At 62.5% G+C, this 19,261-nt stretch carries 19 protein-coding genes and 2 pseudogenes; 9 read left to right on the top strand and 12 right to left on the bottom strand.

Features of this window, described 5'->3' with window-relative positions; translation table 11 throughout:
- Complete coding sequence (gene cysN, locus HJB91_RS16605) at positions 1 to 1,497, top strand: sulfate adenylyltransferase subunit CysN (protein WP_210628714.1); 1,497 nt, start codon at positions 1 to 3, stop codon at positions 1,495 to 1,497.
- 113 nt (positions 1,498 to 1,610) lie between these two features.
- Here the strand turns inward: cysN and HJB91_RS16600 are convergent, their stop codons facing one another.
- On the bottom strand, positions 1,611 to 1,991 hold the full coding sequence (locus HJB91_RS16600) for a response regulator (RefSeq protein ID WP_221155466.1): 381 nt from the start codon (positions 1,989 to 1,991) through the stop codon (positions 1,611 to 1,613).
- 6 nt (positions 1,992 to 1,997) lie between these two features.
- The gene (locus HJB91_RS16595; protein ID WP_221155465.1) at positions 1,998 to 2,972 is read right to left on the bottom strand and encodes a sensor histidine kinase; all 975 of its coding nucleotides are present in this window, start codon (positions 2,970 to 2,972) and stop codon (positions 1,998 to 2,000) included.
- 114 nt (positions 2,973 to 3,086) lie between these two features.
- Between HJB91_RS16595 and HJB91_RS16590 the strand changes: the two are divergent.
- The 4 genes and pseudogenes from HJB91_RS16590 to HJB91_RS16575 form a co-directional block, all read left to right on the top strand.
- Positions 3,087 to 3,480: pseudogene (locus HJB91_RS16590) on the top strand (sulfate adenylyltransferase subunit CysN); the annotation flags it as partial.
- Positions 3,469 to 3,876, top strand: a complete 408-nt coding sequence (locus HJB91_RS16585; RefSeq protein WP_259669913.1) for a hypothetical protein — start codon at positions 3,469 to 3,471, stop codon at positions 3,874 to 3,876. The pseudogene HJB91_RS16590 and the gene HJB91_RS16585, both read left to right, overlap by 12 nt.
- A 291-nt stretch (positions 3,877 to 4,167) precedes the next feature.
- The gene (locus HJB91_RS16580) at positions 4,168 to 4,608 is read left to right on the top strand and encodes a hypothetical protein (RefSeq protein WP_210631673.1); all 441 of its coding nucleotides are present in this window, start codon (positions 4,168 to 4,170) and stop codon (positions 4,606 to 4,608) included.
- A 325-nt stretch (positions 4,609 to 4,933) separates the two neighbouring features.
- Complete coding sequence (locus HJB91_RS16575) at positions 4,934 to 7,231, top strand: PBP1A family penicillin-binding protein (protein WP_221155464.1); 2,298 nt, start codon at positions 4,934 to 4,936, stop codon at positions 7,229 to 7,231.
- Positions 7,232 to 7,261: 30 nt separating this feature from the next.
- Here HJB91_RS16575 and HJB91_RS16570 read toward each other — a convergent pair whose 3' ends face one another.
- Entirely contained in the window at positions 7,262 to 8,128 is an 867-nt protein-coding gene (locus tag HJB91_RS16570; RefSeq protein ID WP_221155463.1) for a LysR family transcriptional regulator, read from the bottom strand.
- Between the two features lie 71 nt (positions 8,129 to 8,199).
- On the opposite strand from HJB91_RS16570, the gene HJB91_RS16565 reads away from it, so the two are divergent.
- Positions 8,200 to 9,171: a quinone oxidoreductase gene (locus tag HJB91_RS16565; RefSeq protein WP_221155462.1), complete on the top strand. Its 972-nt coding sequence runs from the start codon at positions 8,200 to 8,202 to the stop codon at positions 9,169 to 9,171.
- Between the two features lie 207 nt (positions 9,172 to 9,378).
- Positions 9,379 to 10,332 (top strand): NmrA/HSCARG family protein, encoded by a 954-nt coding sequence (locus HJB91_RS16560; protein WP_210628720.1) that lies wholly within the window; start codon positions 9,379 to 9,381, stop codon positions 10,330 to 10,332.
- Between the two features lie 60 nt (positions 10,333 to 10,392).
- On the opposite strand, the gene HJB91_RS16555 is transcribed toward HJB91_RS16560, so the two are convergent.
- Both HJB91_RS16555 and HJB91_RS16550 read right to left on the bottom strand, forming a co-directional pair.
- On the bottom strand, positions 10,393 to 11,313 hold the full coding sequence (locus tag HJB91_RS16555) for a LysR family transcriptional regulator (protein WP_221155459.1): 921 nt from the start codon (positions 11,311 to 11,313) through the stop codon (positions 10,393 to 10,395).
- A 103-nt stretch (positions 11,314 to 11,416) separates the two neighbouring features.
- Positions 11,417 to 12,454, bottom strand: a complete 1,038-nt coding sequence (locus HJB91_RS16550) for a LacI family DNA-binding transcriptional regulator (RefSeq protein WP_221122622.1) — start codon at positions 12,452 to 12,454, stop codon at positions 11,417 to 11,419.
- A 562-nt stretch (positions 12,455 to 13,016) separates the two neighbouring features.
- On the opposite strand from HJB91_RS16550, the gene HJB91_RS16545 reads away from it, so the two are divergent.
- Positions 13,017 to 14,516, top strand: coding sequence for a DegQ family serine endoprotease (locus HJB91_RS16545; RefSeq protein ID WP_221155456.1), 1,500 nt, complete (start codon positions 13,017 to 13,019; stop codon positions 14,514 to 14,516).
- 403 nt (positions 14,517 to 14,919) lie between these two features.
- The gene (locus HJB91_RS16540) at positions 14,920 to 15,120 is read left to right on the top strand and encodes a hypothetical protein (protein ID WP_210628724.1); all 201 of its coding nucleotides are present in this window, start codon (positions 14,920 to 14,922) and stop codon (positions 15,118 to 15,120) included.
- A gap of 164 nt (positions 15,121 to 15,284) precedes the next feature.
- Here the strand turns inward: HJB91_RS16540 and HJB91_RS16535 are convergent, their stop codons facing one another.
- The 7 genes and pseudogenes from HJB91_RS16535 to HJB91_RS30795 all read right to left on the bottom strand — a co-directional run bounded on the left by HJB91_RS16535 (position 15,285) and on the right by HJB91_RS30795 (position 19,182).
- The gene (locus tag HJB91_RS16535) at positions 15,285 to 15,470 is read right to left on the bottom strand and encodes a hypothetical protein (protein WP_082240273.1); all 186 of its coding nucleotides are present in this window, start codon (positions 15,468 to 15,470) and stop codon (positions 15,285 to 15,287) included.
- A gap of 182 nt (positions 15,471 to 15,652) precedes the next feature.
- Positions 15,653 to 16,081, bottom strand: a complete 429-nt coding sequence (locus tag HJB91_RS16530; protein ID WP_221155455.1) for a DUF1515 domain-containing protein — start codon at positions 16,079 to 16,081, stop codon at positions 15,653 to 15,655.
- 12 nt (positions 16,082 to 16,093) lie between these two features.
- Positions 16,094 to 17,950, bottom strand: a complete 1,857-nt coding sequence (locus tag HJB91_RS16525; RefSeq protein WP_221155454.1) for a hypothetical protein — start codon at positions 17,948 to 17,950, stop codon at positions 16,094 to 16,096.
- Positions 17,947 to 18,174: a hypothetical protein gene (locus HJB91_RS16520; RefSeq protein WP_210631674.1), complete on the bottom strand. Its 228-nt coding sequence runs from the start codon at positions 18,172 to 18,174 to the stop codon at positions 17,947 to 17,949. The genes HJB91_RS16525 and HJB91_RS16520 overlap by 4 nt, the downstream gene beginning before the upstream one ends.
- Positions 18,175 to 18,178: 4 nt before the next feature.
- A complete protein-coding gene (locus HJB91_RS16515; protein WP_210628727.1) occupies positions 18,179 to 18,541 on the bottom strand; it encodes a hypothetical protein in 363 nt (120 codons plus the stop codon).
- Complete coding sequence (locus tag HJB91_RS16510) at positions 18,541 to 19,005, bottom strand: lysozyme (RefSeq protein WP_221146808.1); 465 nt, start codon at positions 19,003 to 19,005, stop codon at positions 18,541 to 18,543. Before HJB91_RS16510 ends, HJB91_RS16515 begins: the two co-directional genes overlap by 1 nt.
- A pseudogene (locus HJB91_RS30795) lies at positions 18,980 to 19,182 on the bottom strand (hypothetical protein). Before HJB91_RS30795 ends, HJB91_RS16510 begins: the two are co-directional and overlap by 26 nt.
- Between the last annotated feature and the right edge of the window lie 79 nt (positions 19,183 to 19,261).

Raw genomic sequence — 19,261 nt, 5'->3', positions numbered from 1 at the left:
ATGACCGCAGTCCAAACCGCCGTCTCGGCCGCAACCGTCGCCAGCCTGCCCGCCGCCGAGCCGCAGAAGGCTCAACGCGACTCGCGCCCGCTGCGCCTGATTACCTGCGGCAGTGTCGATGACGGCAAGTCGACCCTGATCGGCCGCCTGCTGTGGGACACCAAGGCCGTCAAGGAAGACCAGGCCGCCACGCTGCAGCGCGATTCCACCGGCAAGCAGAACGACCTCGGCCTGCCCGACTTCGCGCTCTTGCTCGACGGCCTGCAGGCCGAACGCGAGCAGGGCATCACCATCGATGTCGCCTATCGCTATTTCTCGACCGACAAGCGCTCCTTCATCGTCGCTGACACGCCCGGTCACGAGCAATATACCCGCAACATGGCGACCGGCGCCTCGACCGCCGATCTCGCCATCCTGCTCGTCGACGCCCGTCTCGGCATCCTCGAACAGACGCGCCGCCATGCGACGATCGCCTCGCTGCTCGGCATCAGGCAGTTCGTGCTTGCCGTCAACAAGATCGACCTGACGGGCTATGACCGCGCCGGCTTCGAGAAGATCAGCCACGAATTCCGCGAATTCGCCCTGTCGCTCGGCGTCAAGCAGATCACCGCCATTCCGATGTCGGCGCTGAAGGGCGAAAATGTCGTCTATTCCGGCCAGGGCGCCATGCCCTGGTACACTGGCCCGACGCTGGTGGAGACGCTGGAGCTTGCCACCGTGCGCTCGTCGCAGACCGTCGGCTTCCGCCTGTCGGTGCAGCGTGTGTCGCGTCCGGGCGAAAGCTTCCGCGGCTATCAGGGCACGGTTGGCGGCGGCTCGGTCAAACCGGGCGACAGCGTCATGATCCTGCCGTCGGGCATGGTCGCCAACGTCTCCAAGATCGTCACCTTCGATCTCGTGCGCAACGCCGCCGTTGCCGGCGACGCGATCACGCTGGTGCTTGACCGCCAGGTCGACGTCGCGCGCGGCGACATGATCGTCTCGATCGACGCCCAGCCGCAGGTCGGCCTTGCCTTCGATGCGCAGATCGTCGCCCTGCAGCCCGAGGGCATCGAGCCCGGCAAGCGCTACTGGCTGAAGAGCGGTTCGCGCCGCCAGCGCGTCCAGGTGCAGCCCTTGAGCCAGCTCGAACTGAAGACCGGCACCTGGAACCCCGCCCAGCGGCTCTACATGAACGCGATCGGCAAGGTGCGCCTCGCCTTCGACGAGGCGGCGATCTTCGACCCTTACGAACAGAACCGGCAGTCCGGCTCCTTCATCCTGATCGATCCGGAGACCAACAACACGGTCGCCGGCGGCATGGTGACGGGCAAGCGCACCGAACTCGGCGGCCTGCACAATGGCGATGCCCGCGTCATCCTCTCGCTGCCGGCCGATCTTGCCGAGCAGATTATGGCCAGCGAACTATTCGCCAGCCGCAGCCACGAGGCAGAGGTGCGCCGGATGACGGCGGCCGAGGCGGCCGAGCTGTGGTCGAGCGCCGCCAGCGATATCTGATCGGGATCAAGGGGCCGACCAGACCGGCCTCTTATCCAAGCCCGGATCCGTCCATTGCGGGGTGGCGGATTCCCGACGCAGACGACGCCGAGAGCGGGCGGTCCTGTGAACCGTCACTTGACCACCCTGCGGACGGTTTCGATGAGAAGACCGAAATCAGTTGGCTTTTCCAGGATGACCGCGTCCGCGAGGACCGGATCGGATGCAAGTTCATGGGCAGGACTTGCTGTCGCGAGGACGAACGGAATATTCAACTGCCGTAGCTTCGCGGCTACCGGGGTCGCTCTTGCCCCGCCGAGATGAACGTCAAGCACGGCGACGTCCGGTCGCTCCTGCTCCAAAAGATCGAGAGCGTGCTCGTTCGATGATACCTGGCCAAGCACCCGCAGCCCGGCAGCGGTCAGTTTGCGTCGGAGTTCATCGGCGATGAAGAACTCGTCCTCGACGACGAGGACCTTGGTCGCGCCTGCCCTCGTGTCGACAATTTCGCTCACATGACCTCACATCGGGATTTTGATTGTCGCAGTAAAACCACTGGGAGGATAGTTGAGTTCCACGCTTCCACCCATATGGGCGGCGAGGCCTTCGATCAGTTCGGTCCCATAGCCCTTGCGTACAGGCTCATGAATAGGCGGCCCGGCTTCCTCGCGCCACCGGCATACGAGCAGCGTCCGATCCCGCGGCCCGACTTCCAATTCCCACGTCACCCGTATCTTTCCGCCGGGTGCCGAGGCAGCGCCATGCTTCAACGCGTTCGTACCGAGCTCGTGCAGGAGCATGCTGACCGGAAGAACCTTTAAACTTCCAATTTCCACGGAAGGTCCAGAGCATTCGAGCCGTTCCGAGACCATCGTGCCGACCGCGCCTCTCAACAATGCTTCGAAATCTACCGCCCCGCCAGCGGCAATTTCCTGAGCTTGAAAGGTGGTATTCAGCCTCCCAAGCAGCGCTTCCTTGAAGCTTGCCACAGCCGGATCTTCGGTCCTGGTGTTGTTCACGATCGACTGAACGATGGCCGAGAGGTTCTTCAGCCGGTGCCGCATCTCGGCGACGATGAAGTCCATCTCGGCATCGTGGCGCTGGCGCTCCGTCACGTCATCGAAGATCACCAGAATGTTGGGACTGTTATCATCGGGGTGAACGAGGCGACGGGCGTCGACAAGAAAGGTACGCTGGCCGATTGTCGGGAAATCATGCTTCACTTCATAGCCGATGACGGCGGCCGCCCGTGGGATGACCGAGGATATGAGCCGCCGAAGTTCCGGAATATCCCACTGCCCGTTGCCAAGCCCGAAGAAGTTCTGGGAGAGGATGTCGTCCCGCGCGACTTCGAAAGCCTTGATGAACGCATTGTTTGCGGTCGTCACACAGAAATTCTGATCCAGCACGACAACGGGTTGGGTCATCGTGTCGACAATGCCCTGGGCCTGAACATGCCCGGTCTTCATCAGGCGATACAAATCTTCCAGCAACATAGGTGCCGGCCCCTCCTTGCAGCACGCTAACGATTCGACACTATGGAAGCCCCACAGCCGGGATCTTCCGGTCAACAGGTAAAGCCCCTGCATCTAAAGTAATCTTTTCTGCATGGCTGGCAATGTCCGACAGGCGGCGGCTCGGTCAAGCCCGGCGACAGCGTCATGATCCGGCGGTCGGGCATGGTCGCCAACGTCTCCAAGATCGTCACCTTCGATCTGGTGCGCAACGCCGCGGTTGCCAGCGACGCGATCACACTGGTGCTCGACAGCCAGGTCGACATGGGCGCGCGGCGACATGATCGTCTCGATCGACGGCTGAAGAGCGGTTCGCACCGCGCGTTCAGCTGCATCCGTTGAGCCAGCTCGAACCGAAGACCGGCACCTGGAACCCCGCCCGGCGGCTCTGCATGAATGCGATCGGCAAGGTGCGCCTTGCCTTCTGCGAAGCGGCGATCTTCGATCCTTACGAGCAGAAAACACGGTCGCCGGCGGCATGGTGACGGGTGCCCTTGGCAGCGATGTGATTGCTCTTCAGGCGGTGGCTCACGAGGATGTGATGAAAAATCCGCGAATATCGGCAATGGCCAGGGTGTTGTCGTCCAGGGCAGAAAACGAAGGAGTTCTTGCGATGAATATCCATCCCTTGATTACCGCGGCGTTCTTGCTGATTTCCACCTGCGACGTTGCCCAGGCGGACGACCACCTTTTCCAGGCGGAACAGCATGGATTGAAGTCCGGCAGCACGGCAGCCTCCACGACGCACGCCTTTACGACCAACATAGCCGGTCACAGTGGTACATTGGCGCCCGGCCAGGGAAGTCCGTTCACCGGACACGACACCCAGACGCCGGCCACTGACACGGAGGCCGCCAACAAGCACGCCATCGTGAAGCCCCGCTGAGGAGGCCAACGGTCACTCAGCGCGAATTGCGATTGGGCTCAGTCCGTTCGGTAGATCGATTTTGAAGGCGCAGCGACTGTCCTGCGCCTTCATTGTGCATGACGGTCCGCTCCCACTCCCACCGAGACCAGGTTTGCCATCGGCTTCGTTTTATGGCAGCTTTCTCCCAGTCGGATTCTGGCCGCGTGCTTGGGAACCAATGACAGGCGAGACTGTTTCAGCTGTGACTTTGGCATGACGCTGACACGCCCTCCTGGCTGGGTAAGCCTCGATTTTGAGGAGACTTGCATCATGAAGTTTTCATCCAGAATTCGTTCAGTCGCGGTTGCGGTTATCGCTGCAGCAGGAATCATCTTTGCCGGCTCCGCGCATGCCGACAGCGGTACGATCAGTTTCTCAGTCTACAAGGCTGCCTTCTTTGTGGGTGGTTCCGGAGGCGAAGGCACACTGACCTTCCATGGTCGCCGCTATCCCATCTCTGTCGGCGGCATCTCGGGCGGCCTCGCCTTCGGGGCTTCTAAGACCAATTTTCATGGTACCGTTCGCCATATCCGCCGCGCTCAAGATGTGACGGGGGTCTACGGTGCGGCGGGTGGCGGCGGCGCGGTCGGCAAAGGGGCCCAGGTGATCGTCATGACCAATGACAAGGGCGCCCAACTCGAACTCTCGGGCAAGCAGGTAGGCCTGCAAGTCAACGCCGATCTCAGCGGTATCGCCATCACGGTAAAGTAAGGGCCACCGCTCCGTTCGTCTTCGCTGGAAGCGGCCTTCCATTATCGGCCAGGCACAAGACTGCGTCGGCCTGACGCGGCCAGAACAATTCCAGGCAAAGCGAGAAGCGCTTTTGCCGGAAATTGCGTGAATCCATAAGGTTAGAGCGGTTCTGCGCTTCCGTGAAAAGCTGAACCGCTCCAGAGAAGCACCTGCTCCACGGGATCGACGCCCACCGCCCGGGTGGCGCTCAGCGGGGTCTGGAAGTGTTGGCCCTTTTGCGGTGGAACACGCACCATCACCCCGCTATAAAGAACATGCTGCATTAGCCTTCTAGCGGTAACCGATGCCCAATTCTCCCGATTCCTCAGGTGAAAGCGTTAGCAGCACGAGCTCGGGTCGCAATCAGACAGCAGATCCGGCGGCGCAAGCGGCTGCCTCGGATTCACCGGTGAGCACTGAAGTCGACGCTCAGCAACCGCCCCGTGGATCCTTCGGCCAAACCAGACGGGCCGCGAGCAATCTATTCCGTGCGCTGCGTCACGATTTGCAGGCAAGTTCTGCGTTGGCGAAGAGCAGGACGGCCGCTTCGGTTTTGAGGCGGAAGCTGAGGAGGTCGATGGGCCTGGTAGCCGCATCAGCGCCAATCATGTGGATGACCGCTGCTCTAGCCAAAGCCCGGCGCCGAATTCGCAATCGACGTGCCAATCCGGTTGAAAACAGCCATCGCCGGCCGCTTCTGGCGGGCTGGTGGAAATTCGCTATGGGGTCGGCGTTGCTTGTCTGCCTCCTCGTAACCAGTGTGCTGGTGTGGGCACTGAAAGACGTGCCCTGGAGCGAAATCCGGGATGGAACCTTGAAGCCGGTCGTGGTGCTGGAAACCGCCGACGGCGCGCCATTGGTGAGACAGGGGCCTTATCAAGGACCATATGCCCGATACGACCAGTTTCCACCCCGTCTGATCGATGCCGTCCTGTCGATCGAGGACCGCCGGTTCATGGACCATTTCGGCGTCGATCCCAGGGGCATCGGCAGGGCGTTTCTGCGCAACCTGGAGGCTGGCTCGGTGGTGGAGGGTGGCAGCACGATCACCCAGCAACTCATCAAGCTCCAATATCTCGACAGCGATCGAACGATAAAACGAAAGATACAGGAAGTCGTCATCGCATTCTGGCTGGAGTGGAAGCTCGGCAAGCGGGAAATCCTGACGCGCTATCTCAACAGCGTCTATCTTGGCGCCGGCGCCACCGGCATGCCAGCCGCCGCGCGGATCTATTTCAACAAGGATATCGGCGACCTTGACCTGCCGGAGTCGGCGATGCTGGCGGGGTTGCTGCGGGCGCCCAGCCAATGGAACCCGATCGACAATTTCGAAGGCGCCCGGCAGCGCACCATGGTCGTTCTCGACGCGATGACGGCCAATGGCAAGATCACCGCGCAGGAGGCGGCGGAGGCCAAGGGGAGCTTTGCCAAGCTGCACCCAACGACGCCGACGCCGCGCTCGGGAAGCTGGTTTGCCGACTGGATTTCGCCGCAGGCGAGCGAAATCGCCGGCTCCTCGCCAGGGTCGACGACAGTGCGCACCACGCTGGTGCCGCAGTTGCAACAGATCGCCGAAAGGATCGTGAAGAGGTCCTTGGACGGTGAAGGAAAAACCGTGGGAGCATCGCAGGCCGCGTTGGTTGCGATGACGCCGGACGGCGCGGTCGTCGCCATGGTCGGCGGGCGTGACTACAAGGCAAGCCAGTTCAATCGCGCCGTCACTGCGATGCGCCAGCCGGGCTCCACCTTCAAGCTATTCGTCTACTACGCAGCATTGAAGGCTGGGCTCACCTTGTCTGACCAGATTCTGGACGCGCCAATCGAAATCGACGGCTGGTCGCCGGAAAATTCCGGCGGCAATTATAGTGGGTGGGTGACGCTCGCCGAGGCGTTCGCGCGATCGCTCAATGCCGCGTCGGTGGCGCTTGCCCAAGAAGTCGGTCTGGACAATGTGATTGCCGCGGCGCGCGAACTCGGCATTGATGCGCCACTGGCCGACACGCCGTCCTTGGCGCTCGGTACCTCCGAAGTCAATCTGCTCAATCTCACCAGCGCCTATGCGTCCGTCCAACTCGGCAAGGCCCCCGTCAAGCCCTGGGGTATCATCGACTTCCAAGCCGCAGGGCAGCCCAAGGCCTTTCGCGTTGGCGCACAATCCAAGCCGGGCGTCGATCTTTCGCCTTACCAGTCCGATCTCCTCGGACTGCTGCAGTTGGTGGTCGAGCGCGGCACCGGACGTGGAGCAGACCCCGGCACGTTTGCGGCCGGCAAGACCGGCACCAGCCAGAACAATCGTGATGCCTGGTTCGTCGGCTTCACGGACGCCCTCGTCGTCGGCGTCTGGGTTGGCAATGATGATGATGCGCCGATGAAGGGGGTGACGGGCGGCGCCCTGCCGGCCCATATCTGGCGGGACTTCATCCGCGAGGCGACGACCGAACCGAGCCTGAACGGCGTGCGATCGACCGAAGCAGTCGTCGATGGTCAGGGCGCACCGCAGTCTTGTAACATCACGGCCTGCTCGCGCAGCTACCGCTCCTTTCGCCCGTCCGATTGTACCTATCAGCCCTATTCCGGCGGCCGACGGCTCTGCGAAAAGTGATGTGTTTCGGCAGAGATTCAACCGCGGGGACTACCTGCCCAGAGCGTTTTTCAGCGCATCGACGACGACGCGGACGGAGGGAACGTCCTTGATATCAGCATGGACCACCAGCCAGACCTCTCTCGTCAACGGCTGTTCGGTCACGATGCGCTGAAGACCGCTCGACTCCGCGACGGCGAAATCGGGGAGCATGACGACACCTGCACCAAGGCTTGCAGCTGCGGCCTGAAACTCCAGAACGGACGACCTCACAGCGATCGGCCGGCCGGCGGCCAGTTCGAGCAGCCGCAACTGCTGCGGTGAGGCATTCATGGTTTCGTCGTAACCGATGAAAGTCCAGTCCGACGGTGGAACCGTTTCGAGATAGGCCTTCGATGCGTAGAGATGGAAGCTCGTCTCGCCGAGCTTGGCGATCGCGTAATCTCCGTCCTCCGGACGGGACATTCGCACGGCGACATCCGCCTCCCGCCGGTTGAGCGAGGCGAGCCGCTTTTCTCCGACGAGGGTGATCTCAACGCCGGGATGGTCTCGCCTGACGGCTGCGATCGGTTTTGCAAGCCGCATGCTTGAGAGCGCTGGAGGTGCGCTGATCCTGACATGGCCGCGCAATTCCGTGGCGCTGCTGCGACCAAGCTGCTCGATGGCCGCTGTCTGGACGGCGACGAGAGCCGCGTGCCTGGCGACCTGCTCTCCGTCCGAAGTCAGGATGATGCGGCGTCCGCGGCGGTCCACGAGTTTGCGTGCGAGACTGGCTTCAAGCGACGAAACGCGCCGACTGATAGTGGCATGTTCGACGCCGAGTTGTCTTGCGGCGCCAAGCAAGGTCCCCGACTGCGCGAGCGCCAGGAAATGCCGAAGGTCATCCCAATCGAGTTTTGTGAAATCTCTCCCAATCATTGTGCAGCAATAGGGAATTTTCACCCATTTCGCCATCGCTTAATTTGTCCGAAACAAGGAGAGCACGAGCGATGACTGACCAGATCATTTGGCTGAACACCCCCGGTGAGATCACCCAGTTCCATGTCGAGCAGCACCAGTGTGACGGTCCCGGCGATGGCGAGATCAGAATCCGTCATGAGGCGATCGGAACAAACTTTCTCGACATTTATCACCGGAAAGGCATCTATCCGCTGCCGTCCTACCCCGCGGTGATCGGCGCCGAAGCGGCTGGAATCGTCGAGACCGTCGGTCCGGGCGTCTCAATGTTCGAGAGAGGTGATCGCGTCGCCTATGCCGGGCCTCCGGTCGGCGCCTATCGTTCCGCGCGCAACATTGCCGCTGAAAGGGCGATCAAGCTGCCGAATACCGTTTCGACAAAAACGGCGGCGAGTTCGCTCCTCAAAGGCATGACCGCCTACATGTTGTTGCAGAAGATCTATCATGTGCGTGCCGGAAACCACGTTCTGATCCATGCGGCCGCGGGCGGGCTCGGCAGCATCCTCGTTCGCTGGGCCAAATCGCTCGAAGCCACCGTGATCGGCACGGTCGGCTCCTCCGAAAAAGCAGCCCTCGCCGTATCCTGTGGAGCCGATCATCTGATCGTCGGACGCGGCGCCGATATCGTCGCTGAAGTGAAGCGGCTGACGAACGGGCTCGGCGTCGACGTCGCCTATGACGGGATCGGCGGCGAGACGCTTCTCAAGAGCATACGTTCCGTCCGCCCATTCGGCATGGCTGTCACCATCGGTCAGGCCGCCGGCGCCATTCCACCGGTGCCTGTCGAGGAACTTCGCCCGGGCAAGGCCCTCTGCCATCCGAGCATCATGGCCTGGTGCGCTGACGTCGGACAGTATCGCGAGGCTGCTCTGGCTGCCATCGGGGCGATGGAAACAGGCATCATTTCGCAGATCGGTGCCGAATACCGTTTGGCCGACGTTGCGACGGCGCACGAAGAGATGGAATCCGGGCGCGCGGCGGGCAGTATCCTGCTGATCCCTTGATTCATTCGGGAAAGAACGCCGGCATGCGCCCGCGATCTATCCGAAAAATGGCATTATCTTATTCATTCCGCCCGTCTACAGCGACAAAACATGCTTCGGTAGAGTGCCGCCATCGAGGTGGGCAATCGGCAACGGGGCACGCGCCCCCCTGCCTCGCAAAGACGCCGGCCTGTCCGGCCGCGTCGAGTGACGGGAAAGGATGAAGACATGTCTACAGACAACAAGCCACTGATCGCAGTCACGGGTGCAACGAGCAAACAGGGACGCAGCGTCGTTGCCACGCTTCTTGAAAGCCGACGTTTCCGTGTCCGTGCGCTCACCCGAAGAAAGGATTCGCCCGAAGCCTTGCGTCTTGAGAAACTCGGCGCTGAAATCGCCGCCGTGCCCCTCGAACTCGGTCTTCAGAAGGAGTTCGTCGCGGCATTCAGGGGCGCGGATGGGGCGTTTCTGATGACGCCGCCGATCGCCCCGCCGGAGACGACCGAAGCTCCCCTCGGCCGGCAACTGGCGGATGCGGCCGTGGAGGCCGGCGTCGGGCACATTGTTTTCAGCACGCTGGAGAATGTCGACAAGATCACCGGTGGAACGAAATATGCGCCGCATTTTACCGACAAGGCGCGCGTTGCAGATTACATACGCGGCCTGCCGATCTCTCATTCCTTCGTCATGCTGGCATTCTTCTACACAAACCTCATCGAGTATTATGCGCCGCGCATGGAAGGCGACACCCTGCTCTTGCCGATTTATCTTCCGGAAGATTTCAGCGCGCCCTTCGTCGATCCGCTGACGGCGACCGGGCCCGTTGTCCTCGAGATCTTCTCGCACCCCGAGCGCTACAACGGCAAAACGCTGCCGATCGTCGGCGATGTCATCTCCCCGCGGGAGATGGTCGAAACCTTCCAGCGCGTCACCGGCCTCAAGGCCGAGTATCGAGATGCTTTCACCAGGGATGGCCTGCTCCGCTATTTTCCGGAACTCGCCGCCAACGAATTTCTCGTTCGAGAGATTCTCGGGATGGTCGAATATGCGGTCGAATATGGCTATTTCGGCAAGGAACACGATCTCGAATGGAGCCGCCGGCTCAATCCCGAGACGCTCAACTGGGAGCAGTTTCTGCGCAAGACGGGATGGCGCGGCGACAAGCGGTCTTTCGGAGGTTGAAGCCTGTTTCGCAAAAGCGGGGCGGCGGTTCCGTGGCAACGGCATGTTTGAAGCAAAGACTTACGACGGCCGGATTCCCGGCAGCTTGGCAATCTCCGCGGCAAGAAAGTCGACGAGGAGCCGAACGCGGGCAATGGCTGCACGCTCCGGAACAATCAGCAAGCTCACCGGAACCGGCAAAGGCCTGTAGTCTCCAAGCACCACCTCGAGCCGGCCGTCGTCCAGAAGATCTTGAATCAGCCAGAGATGTGTCGGACCGATGCCGCGTCCGGCAGCAAGAGCCTCGCGCGCCGCAAGCCCATGATCGACACGCAACCGACCGCCGACCGGGATGATCAGGCTGGCGCCATCGGGAGAGGAAAGAAGGAGTTGATTGCTGCCTGCCACGTTCGACATCACGATGGTTTCGTAGCGTGACAGATCGGCCGGGCGCTCCGGCCGTCCCCGGGCGGACAAATAGGACGGAGCGCCGACCAGCAGCCGCTGGCTCTCCCCGACCGCATGGAGTTTCATTGAGCTGTCGGCGAGAGGTCCAAGGCGAAGCGCCACGTCAACGCCTTCACGAACGAGGTCGATGCGCTCGTCCGTCAAGTTGAGGTCGATGCGGATGTCCGGATGCCTGTCCTGGAAATCGAAGATCATTCGCGTGACATGCATCACACCGAGCGCTGCCGTACAGGAAAGCCGAACAGCGCCCGCCGGAGCCTGACGGGCATCTCTGGCTTCCTCGGCAGCCTGTTCGACCAGGCGCAAGATCTGCAGGCAGTTGGTATAATAGCGACTGCCCTCCTCCGTCAGGGTGACGCGACGGGTGGTGCGGCTGAGAAGCGGCACGCCGACAGCCTCCTCGAGTTCATTGAGGTGCCGCGTCACGGTGGATTGGCCGACGCCGAGCTCCCTTGCGACCATTGACAGGTTACCGCGCTCGGCGACCCGAACAAAGGTGCGCATCCTGTCGAAGGACAATTCCGTCTTATCCATTTTTCAGCACAGTGATCGCCATCCGCTCCATATACGGAATAATCCTTGCTGTGCCCAGGCATCAAGGTCCAACTCCACTTCCATTATGGCGGCACGTGCCAGATTATCGCGTCGAACCGCGCGGCACGATCGAAAAGCCGCAATTGACCCTGTCTTCGTCGGGCGGCTCGTCGTGGATGACGCGCAGCAGCATGTCGGCGACGCGGTTGCCGATGTCGTAGCGCGGGATATGCACCGTCGTCAGCGACGGCTCGATGAAGGGCGAAAATTCCAGATCGTTGAAGCCGCAGATGCCGACATCCTCCGGCACGCGGATGCCGCGCGCCTTGCATTCGATCAGCACGCCGAAGGCCAGTTCGTCGCTCTGGGCAAAGGCGGCATCGACATCGGGCACGCGCTCGAGCAGGCGGGAAAACAGCTCTCTGCCAAGGCCGATGCGGCTCGGCGCATCCCCGCCGATGATGAGATCGTCGTCGAACCGGCCGGCTTCCCGCATCACCGCCTCATAACCCTCGATGCGCCGGCGCGAGCGGACATCGGCGCCGCGGCCGATGAAGGCGATCCGACTATAGCCCCTCGACAGCAGAAAGCGGGTGGGCTCGGCGCCGGCCGCATGGTGATCAAGGCCGACGACCAGCCTTTGCGGCTCCTGGCTGAGATCGGTGATATGGGCGATGGGACAGGCGGCGCTCGCCATCAGCGGCAGAAGATCGCGATAGGATTCGGCGCCGGCGATGATGACGCCGGCCGGCTTCTGCGTCAGGATGGATTTCAGCAGCCCGGCTTCGCCCTCGCCATGGTGCAGCGTGCTGGAATATTGCACGGTGAACTCCGTGCCGCGGAAGCGATCCTCGATACCGATCATCAGGCCGGCGAAACCGTACTGATGCAGGGCGGGCGTGATGACGCCGATGGTGCCGTTGTGGCGGCCGGCCAGCGCCCGGGCGGCAAGATTGGGAATATAGCCCATCTCCTCGACCGTGCGCAGAATCTCCTTGCGCAGATCCTCCGAGACGATTTCCGGATTGCGCAAGGCGCGCGAAATGGTGATCGGGCTGACGCCCACCTTCTTCGCCACATCGCTCAGCTTCACCTGCATCCCGCGCTCGGCTTTCCGTCTCCGCTCAACCGAATTCTTCATCGCCCCTCAGATGCCGCCGACGAGACTAGCCCGCGGCCGATTCCCCGGTCATTACTTCCTGACCAAGAAATAATTTAGAGTCTACTAACTTTTATGTTTACAGCCGGTTCCTGAGATACGATTTCGATGGAAAGCGCGAGATGGCTTGCTTTGCGATGGGCGTTGAAGCGACGCTCGGATCACTGCACCGCCCTGAAATAGCTCATTAATCCTTGCGGCGGAGGCGGCCTTTGCCTGGCCAAATGCCCAGGCGATGCAGGTCAGAAACCCTTGTGATCCGGGCGGGAGCAGCGATTGACGCCAAGCCTTGGCAGCGAAGATTAAACGCATGTAATTTCTTACAAATCGGCAACATAAACATGATCAATATTTAATTTGTAAAGCCATCTGCCGCGCTCATATTTATGCCGAGCGCGAATTCTTCTTCCCCTCCCCGATCGTCGCCTCCCCGGCGATCGGCGCCGGCGAACGGAGGAATTGGCGCGACCTCACCCGACGCCAGGTCCAAGACACGGAACCACGACGCCATCGCAATCCAACGCTCTCGCAAGGGACCCTCCCCATGTCACGCATCCACCGCAAACATTACGCCGCAGCGCTTGTCGGGGCCGCCGTCATCGCCGGCGCCGCCAGCCTCCCCTTCACCCTCAATTCGTCCAACGCCTTTGCCGCGCCTTCCGATACCGGCGGCGTTCTCGCCGCGAGCGGCTCCTTCGCCTCCGTCGTCGACGCCGACAAGCCTGCCGTCGTCACCATCACCACGACGATGAAGACGACGGATGTCAGCGCCGATCAGCAATCGCCGATGGACGAGCAGTTCCGCCAGTTCTTCGAGGATCAGGGCATTCCGCTGCCTCGCCCGGCGCCGCAGCATCGAGGTTCGGAACATGCGATGGCGCTCGGCTCCGGCTTCATCATCAGCGCCGACGGCGTGATCGTCACCAACAACCATGTCATCGACAATGCGCTCGACATCAAGGTGACGCTCGACGACGGCACGGAACTTCCGGCCAAGCTGATCGGCACCGATCCGAAATCCGATGTGGCCGTGTTGAAGGTCGAGGCGGGCAAGCCGCTGCAGACCGTCGCCTGGGGTGATTCCGACAGGCTGAAGCTCGGCGACCAGATCCTGGCGATCGGCAACCCCTTCGGCATCGGCACCACGGTGACGGCGGGCATCGTCTCGGCCCGCGGCCGCGACCTGCATAGCGGGCCCTATGACGATTTCATCCAGATCGATGCGCCGATCAACCACGGCAATTCGGGCGGTCCGCTCGTCGATCGTGAGGGCAAGGTCGTCGGCATCAACACCGCCATCTATTCGCCGAACGGCGGCAGCGTCGGCGTCGGCTTCGCCATTCCCTCGGACGAGGCCAAGGAGATCGTCGCCAAGCTCGAGAAGGACGGTTCGATCAATCACGGCTATCTCGGCGTGCAGATCCAGCCGGTGACGAAAGACGTTGCCGATGCCGTCGGCCTCGACAAGACCGGCGGCGCGCTGGTGGCCGCCGTCTCCGCCGATACGCCGGCCGCCCATGCCGGCCTGAAGCCCGGCGACATCGTCACCTCGGTCGGCGGCGAGACCGTCAAGACGCCGAAGGACCTGTCGCGCCTCGTCGCCGATCTTTCGCCGGGCACGCGGAAATCGCTCGGCGTCTGGCGCGACGGCAAGACCATCGATCTCAACGTCACCGTCGGCGCCAATGCCGACGGCCAGAAGCAGGCCTCAGCGGCAAGCCCGGAAGCGCAGGGCCAGGCCTCCGGCCAGCCGAGCCTCGGCATCGGCCTTGCCGAGCTGACGCCCGATGTGCGCCAGCAGCTCAACCTGCCGCGCTCGGTCAGCGGCGCGCTGGTCGCCAGCGTCAATCCGGACAAATCGGCCGCTGCCGCCGGCATTCAATCGGGCGATGTCATCGTCGCGGTCAACGACCGGCCGGTGCACAATGCCCGCGACGTCAAGGCCGCTATCGCCGAAGCCGGCAAGGCCGGCCGCAAATCCGTGCTGCTGCTCGTCGAACGCGACGGCAGTAAGACCTTCATTGCTGTGCCACTTGCCGCCTGAGGACAGCCGTGGCACAAGGCCTGCAATGACGTCGCGATTTGCGGCTGCCGGCTGCGGCACAGAGCTGCGGCCGCCGGCCCTCGCAGCATATGGTAAATGGCGGCATTTCCCCTCGAAAAAGCAACAGACCGCCGGTTTTTCGTTCCGAAAAGCGACACGGAACCAAGGTGTTGCGCCATTACCTGACAGGTCCGCCGACGGCCAGTCAACTGCCGCTTTACCAATTAACCCTACTGGCTTACCTTAATATCAGCATCGACTTGAATACATCCCGCCCTGTGACATCGTATTTTCAATCGCTAATTTGTTCCGGCACGGCGCACCGGAATGGTGACCCGCTTTTCCCGAGAGGGACCGGCTTCATGCATCAGGCAGCGCGCAACATCAAACGGAGGGGTATGCCATGAATAACATCTTGGAATTTCGTGCCAAATGCCCGGACGACAAAAGCCTGGCCGACTGTCGGGAGGCGCTTGAACCGCAGGTGATGAAGATTGTCGCCGAGGCTGTCGGCAGGGGCTATCGGCCGGCCGAAGCAGCCATGGTGGTCGCCGATATCGCCGACGACTATATCCTGATGCTATCGCGCGAGCTGCGGCATTGACGGCTCGGCGTGCGCGGGCAGATCCGCACGCCGACACGCCGGGAACAAGGGAATCAGTGGACCGCGCAGCGCCTGCCGGGGTAGCAGGGGTACAGGAGACGAGACCAGCCGCGCGGCCCGGCGATCCAAACGCCGGATAGTTGCCGGAAGTTCCGGCTCCGGCGCTATCGCCATTTCGGCTGGGGCGGCGGCGCATTGGCCCGGATCTCATGCAGCGGCGCGTGAGACCCGAGCAGCTTTTTCAGCTTCTTCTCCTCCGCCGGGCCAATCCCAAACTTGCGGCAATGCTCGGCAACGTCATGCTCCCGGGGCCCGGGAACGCGAACTTGGCGGTTGCTCATGCTCTTCATGTCCGTTTCCTCCTTGAAGAGGATAACAAACAAAAGGCATTTTGGTTCGTTAGCAAAGTCTAATTTTAGCAAGGGGAGAAATACGGCACTATATCAGCCGAGCTGACGCCGTTTTGCTGCGTTTGACTTGCCGGCATTCGCCGTCAGTCGCCAGGCGCCAACAGCGCAAAGTTGGCGCCCGCTCAACTGATCTTCAGCCAATGCCTGAGTGCCGCCACCGCGCCATCGCTGGCATAGGCGATGACCCCGCCCGTCGTCAGCCCGGCGAAGGCGATCAGCCCTGAGATGCCATAGCCGATCGATTTCATCCGTTTCCACTCGTCGAGCGCCGGGCCGACCATCTCCTGGTTCTTCTCGACGGTTTCCTTGAGCGCCCTGATCTCGGCGCGGATCTGCGCGTCGGCTCCGCCTGTCATCGCCACCCTGGTATCGAGATGGGCGATCTGCCTTGCCTGTTCGTCGAGCCGCTTGTGGATCACGGCGCGGCCCTCATGGGCATTGGCCTTTTCGTCGCTCATCTCCTGGCGGAGCAGCGCGACGTTTTCCTCGATGCCGGTCAGCCTGCCCTCGACGCGCCCCAGAGCGCGCAGGATATCGTCATTGGATGTCATGGCGAGGCCACCTCAGAAATTGAATTTCAGCTTTTCGGACTGTGCAATGCCGCTCGAAATCCGGTCGATCATGATCGGCTGCGGGTGGATGAAGGATATCGGCGAAAGCTCCCCGACAGACGGCGCCGGACGCACCACCGACCCTACAGGCATGACCACCGCGCTCACGCCTTGATAGGTGATGACGTTGCCGGCGATGCTGGCGACGACCTGCGTGCTCAGGCGAGCCAGGCCGTCCGGACCGGAATAGATGTGCATCGTCTGCTCGGGCCTGAAGATGCTCGCATCCGCGACGACGATCTGGTTATAGGTGGTAACGCCGTCAGTTCCGGCCTGGGTGGTCAATGTCGTGCTCGCAAGCTCGAGCATGCCGGGCCAGACACCGCCTCTGGAGGGGGAGACCCAGGCTGCGTAGGTATCGATTGCCGCGTCGCAGCAAGCCGATGTCTGCGCAAGGATATCATCGCGAAGCCGCCATTTGCCCGAAGCGTCCGTTCCGTCCGACGGCCAGCTGTTGTTGGTTCCATAGACCTGATACTCGGCCCTGAGACCGAGATCGTTGCAGGTGATGGTCCCGGTCGCCGGCGAGGTGCCGCCGGCGAAATTGTAGGTGAAGGTGTTGGCGTCGAGGACCGATATCACATAGCTGCCGTTATAGGCCGTGGGCGTGGCGCCCGAAATACTGACGGTCTGGCCTGTCGCAAGTCCGTTGAGGCCGCTTGCGATGGTCGCCGTGGCAACCGTGCCGACCGAGGTCAGCGTGACGGTGCGTGTGATCGTCGTCCGCCCGAGCGGCGGGAAGGCGACGATTCTGACGCCGGCATATTCGCCGCGCAGGCGGGTGACCAGCGAGCGGTAGTTGGTCGTGAAGAACTGCGTATAGGTCGAGGCCGTGTCGTTCTGCCCCATCTGGTTTGCTATGACCGTGAACGGCCATTTATTGCCGTTGAAGGCGATGATTTCGCGAATGATGTCCCGGCGCCTGGTGGCGATCGAGGAGCCGCTGCCGGTATATTCGCGGACGGAGCCGGCGCCCGGCATGCCGATCAGGCAATGGGGAATGCGGCCCGGGCCGCCGTCCCTGTCGAGCCACCGGCGCAACCAGCCGAGATTGCCGCGCGCATCGGCTGCGGACGAATATTCCTGGCGCGCCTCGCCGATGCTGTCGACGAAAGCCAGCGCGACGGGCCTACCATCCCAATCGCCCTTGGCGACCATGAAATCGGCTCCCCAATATTGCGGCTGCGCTTGGGTGCCGTAGCCGGTATCGAGCGCGGCGGTGCTGTCGGCGAGCGGGCTGTCCTTGAAGGCAAGAAGGGTGGCGAGATCGCCGGCGCCCCAGACGCGTTCGCCGCGATGCTTCTGGATGCGATAGACCGGCCAGATCTTCTCGCCGACGGCGGTGTGATAAAACAGCCAGATTTCGATTTCGCTTTCCGGCGCGACGTCGGGAATGGTGAGCTCGTCCGTCCAGGCGCCGTTCGTCTGGTCGGCAACGGTCACCGTGTTCGCCCCGGCAAAGGTGCACGGGTAGAAGACGCCGGCGACGCGGACGAACATGGCGTCGGCGACCACGGAATTGCCCGGCGTGCCGATCGTGCCGGTGACGACGGTTTCCTGCGGCGAATTTCCGCCTTCCGTCGAGGCGAAGCCGGAGAGATGAAAGCGGAAGGTCCGCGTCTTATATTGCGGCGTGTTGACGACGATCTTGGTGCAGACATAGTTCGTGCCGGAGGCGGCGGTGACGATCGCGCCCGACGGCATGCGGTTGCGGGTGGCGAAGAACATGTAGCGGTCGGGGTCTCCGGCGCTCCCGCCCGCGCCGTTCAGCATCGGATTGGCAAGGGCGAGCGAAATGGCATTCATCATCGGCGTGTTCCGTATCGGCTGGTGAGGTCATCATAGAATTTGACGCTGCGCTCCTGGCGGGCGTTCGCGCGGTCGAGCGCCTGGCGCTCGCGGGCGAGGATCGCAATCAGCGGCTCGCCTTCACGCACGGGCGCATGCGCTTCCTGCTTTCTGAGATCGTCGGGCAGCGGCGGCAGCACGATGCCGGCCGCGGCCTGCCCGCTCGCGACCGCCGCCTTGTTCAGGCGCTCAGTGGCGGAGCAGCCAGTCACGATCAGCAGCAGTGACAGCGCAAGCACGGTTCTTTTGCGAAAGCTGACGTTCATAGGATTGGATCTCGGTTTCGAGTGTGTCACTGGCGGCCTGCTCGGCGGCCTCCGCGGCCATAAGGCGCTTGCGGTGCTCTTCGCTGGCGAGCGACGCGGCGTTGCGCTGGCGTTCCATCTCGGCCGCCCGTGCATCTGCCGCGGTCTTTTCGGACATGAGGACGTAACCGGCGCGCGCCTGGCGCGCCGCAGAGGGGTAGCCGATCGAGACCGCATAGAGGTGATAGATGGCAAGGCCGGCGGCGATGCCGGCGCCCATCTTCAGCGCGTCGAGAAGGCCGAACATCAGATGCCCTCCAGGCAGAAGGCGCGCTCCTTCTGCCGGCGGCGCGTCAGGCCGGGAAAGGTGATACCGGCGGCGCGGTTCCATTTGAGGAGCGCCTCGCAGCCCTCGGCCGTCCTGCCCTGGTTGATGAGCTTGACCGCGCTCGAGCCGCAGGCCGCCCTGATGCCGACATTGTAGGCGAACGAGGTCAGCGCCACGAAGCGGGCATCCGGAAGCGGGACGGTGACGCACTGCTCTATGCCATTGGCGTACCGCTGCAGCTCGAGCGAAAGCAGCGCCCTGCACTCTCCCACCGTCTTATGGTCGCCCGGCTTCACGCCATTGGTGCTGCCGTAGCAGATCGTCCACGGCTGGCCCTGGGTGGCAGGGTCCGGATAGGCATGCTGCCGGAGCCCTTCGAAGCTTCCGACCAAAGCAACGGCCATCGCGGCCGCGGCGCTACCTTTCTGCAGGCGGTTTGCCATTCAGTTCTCCTGAAATTTTCTGCTGGAAGACGATGCGGGCGACGATCGCCGCCGCGGTGAAAAGACCCGACGTGGCCGATATGGCGAGCTCGATGTGGAGGTTGCGCAACACCCAGGTTGCGGCGACGAGGTGTAGTGTGGCCTGAAGACGATGCAGAGCGGCAGCGAAAGGGCCATCAGCCGCACCAACCAGGCGTGTTTCAGCACCTCGCGCCACCGATGTTCATGAAATCGCCTCGTTAAGGTGGATAAGTTT

It is taken from the genome of Rhizobium sp. NLR10b, from assembly GCF_019685435.1.
Lineage (GTDB): Bacteria > Pseudomonadota > Alphaproteobacteria > Rhizobiales > Rhizobiaceae > Rhizobium.
Note: the sequence above shows the minus strand (reverse complement) of the source record. Positions and strands in the feature narration are given on the sequence as shown.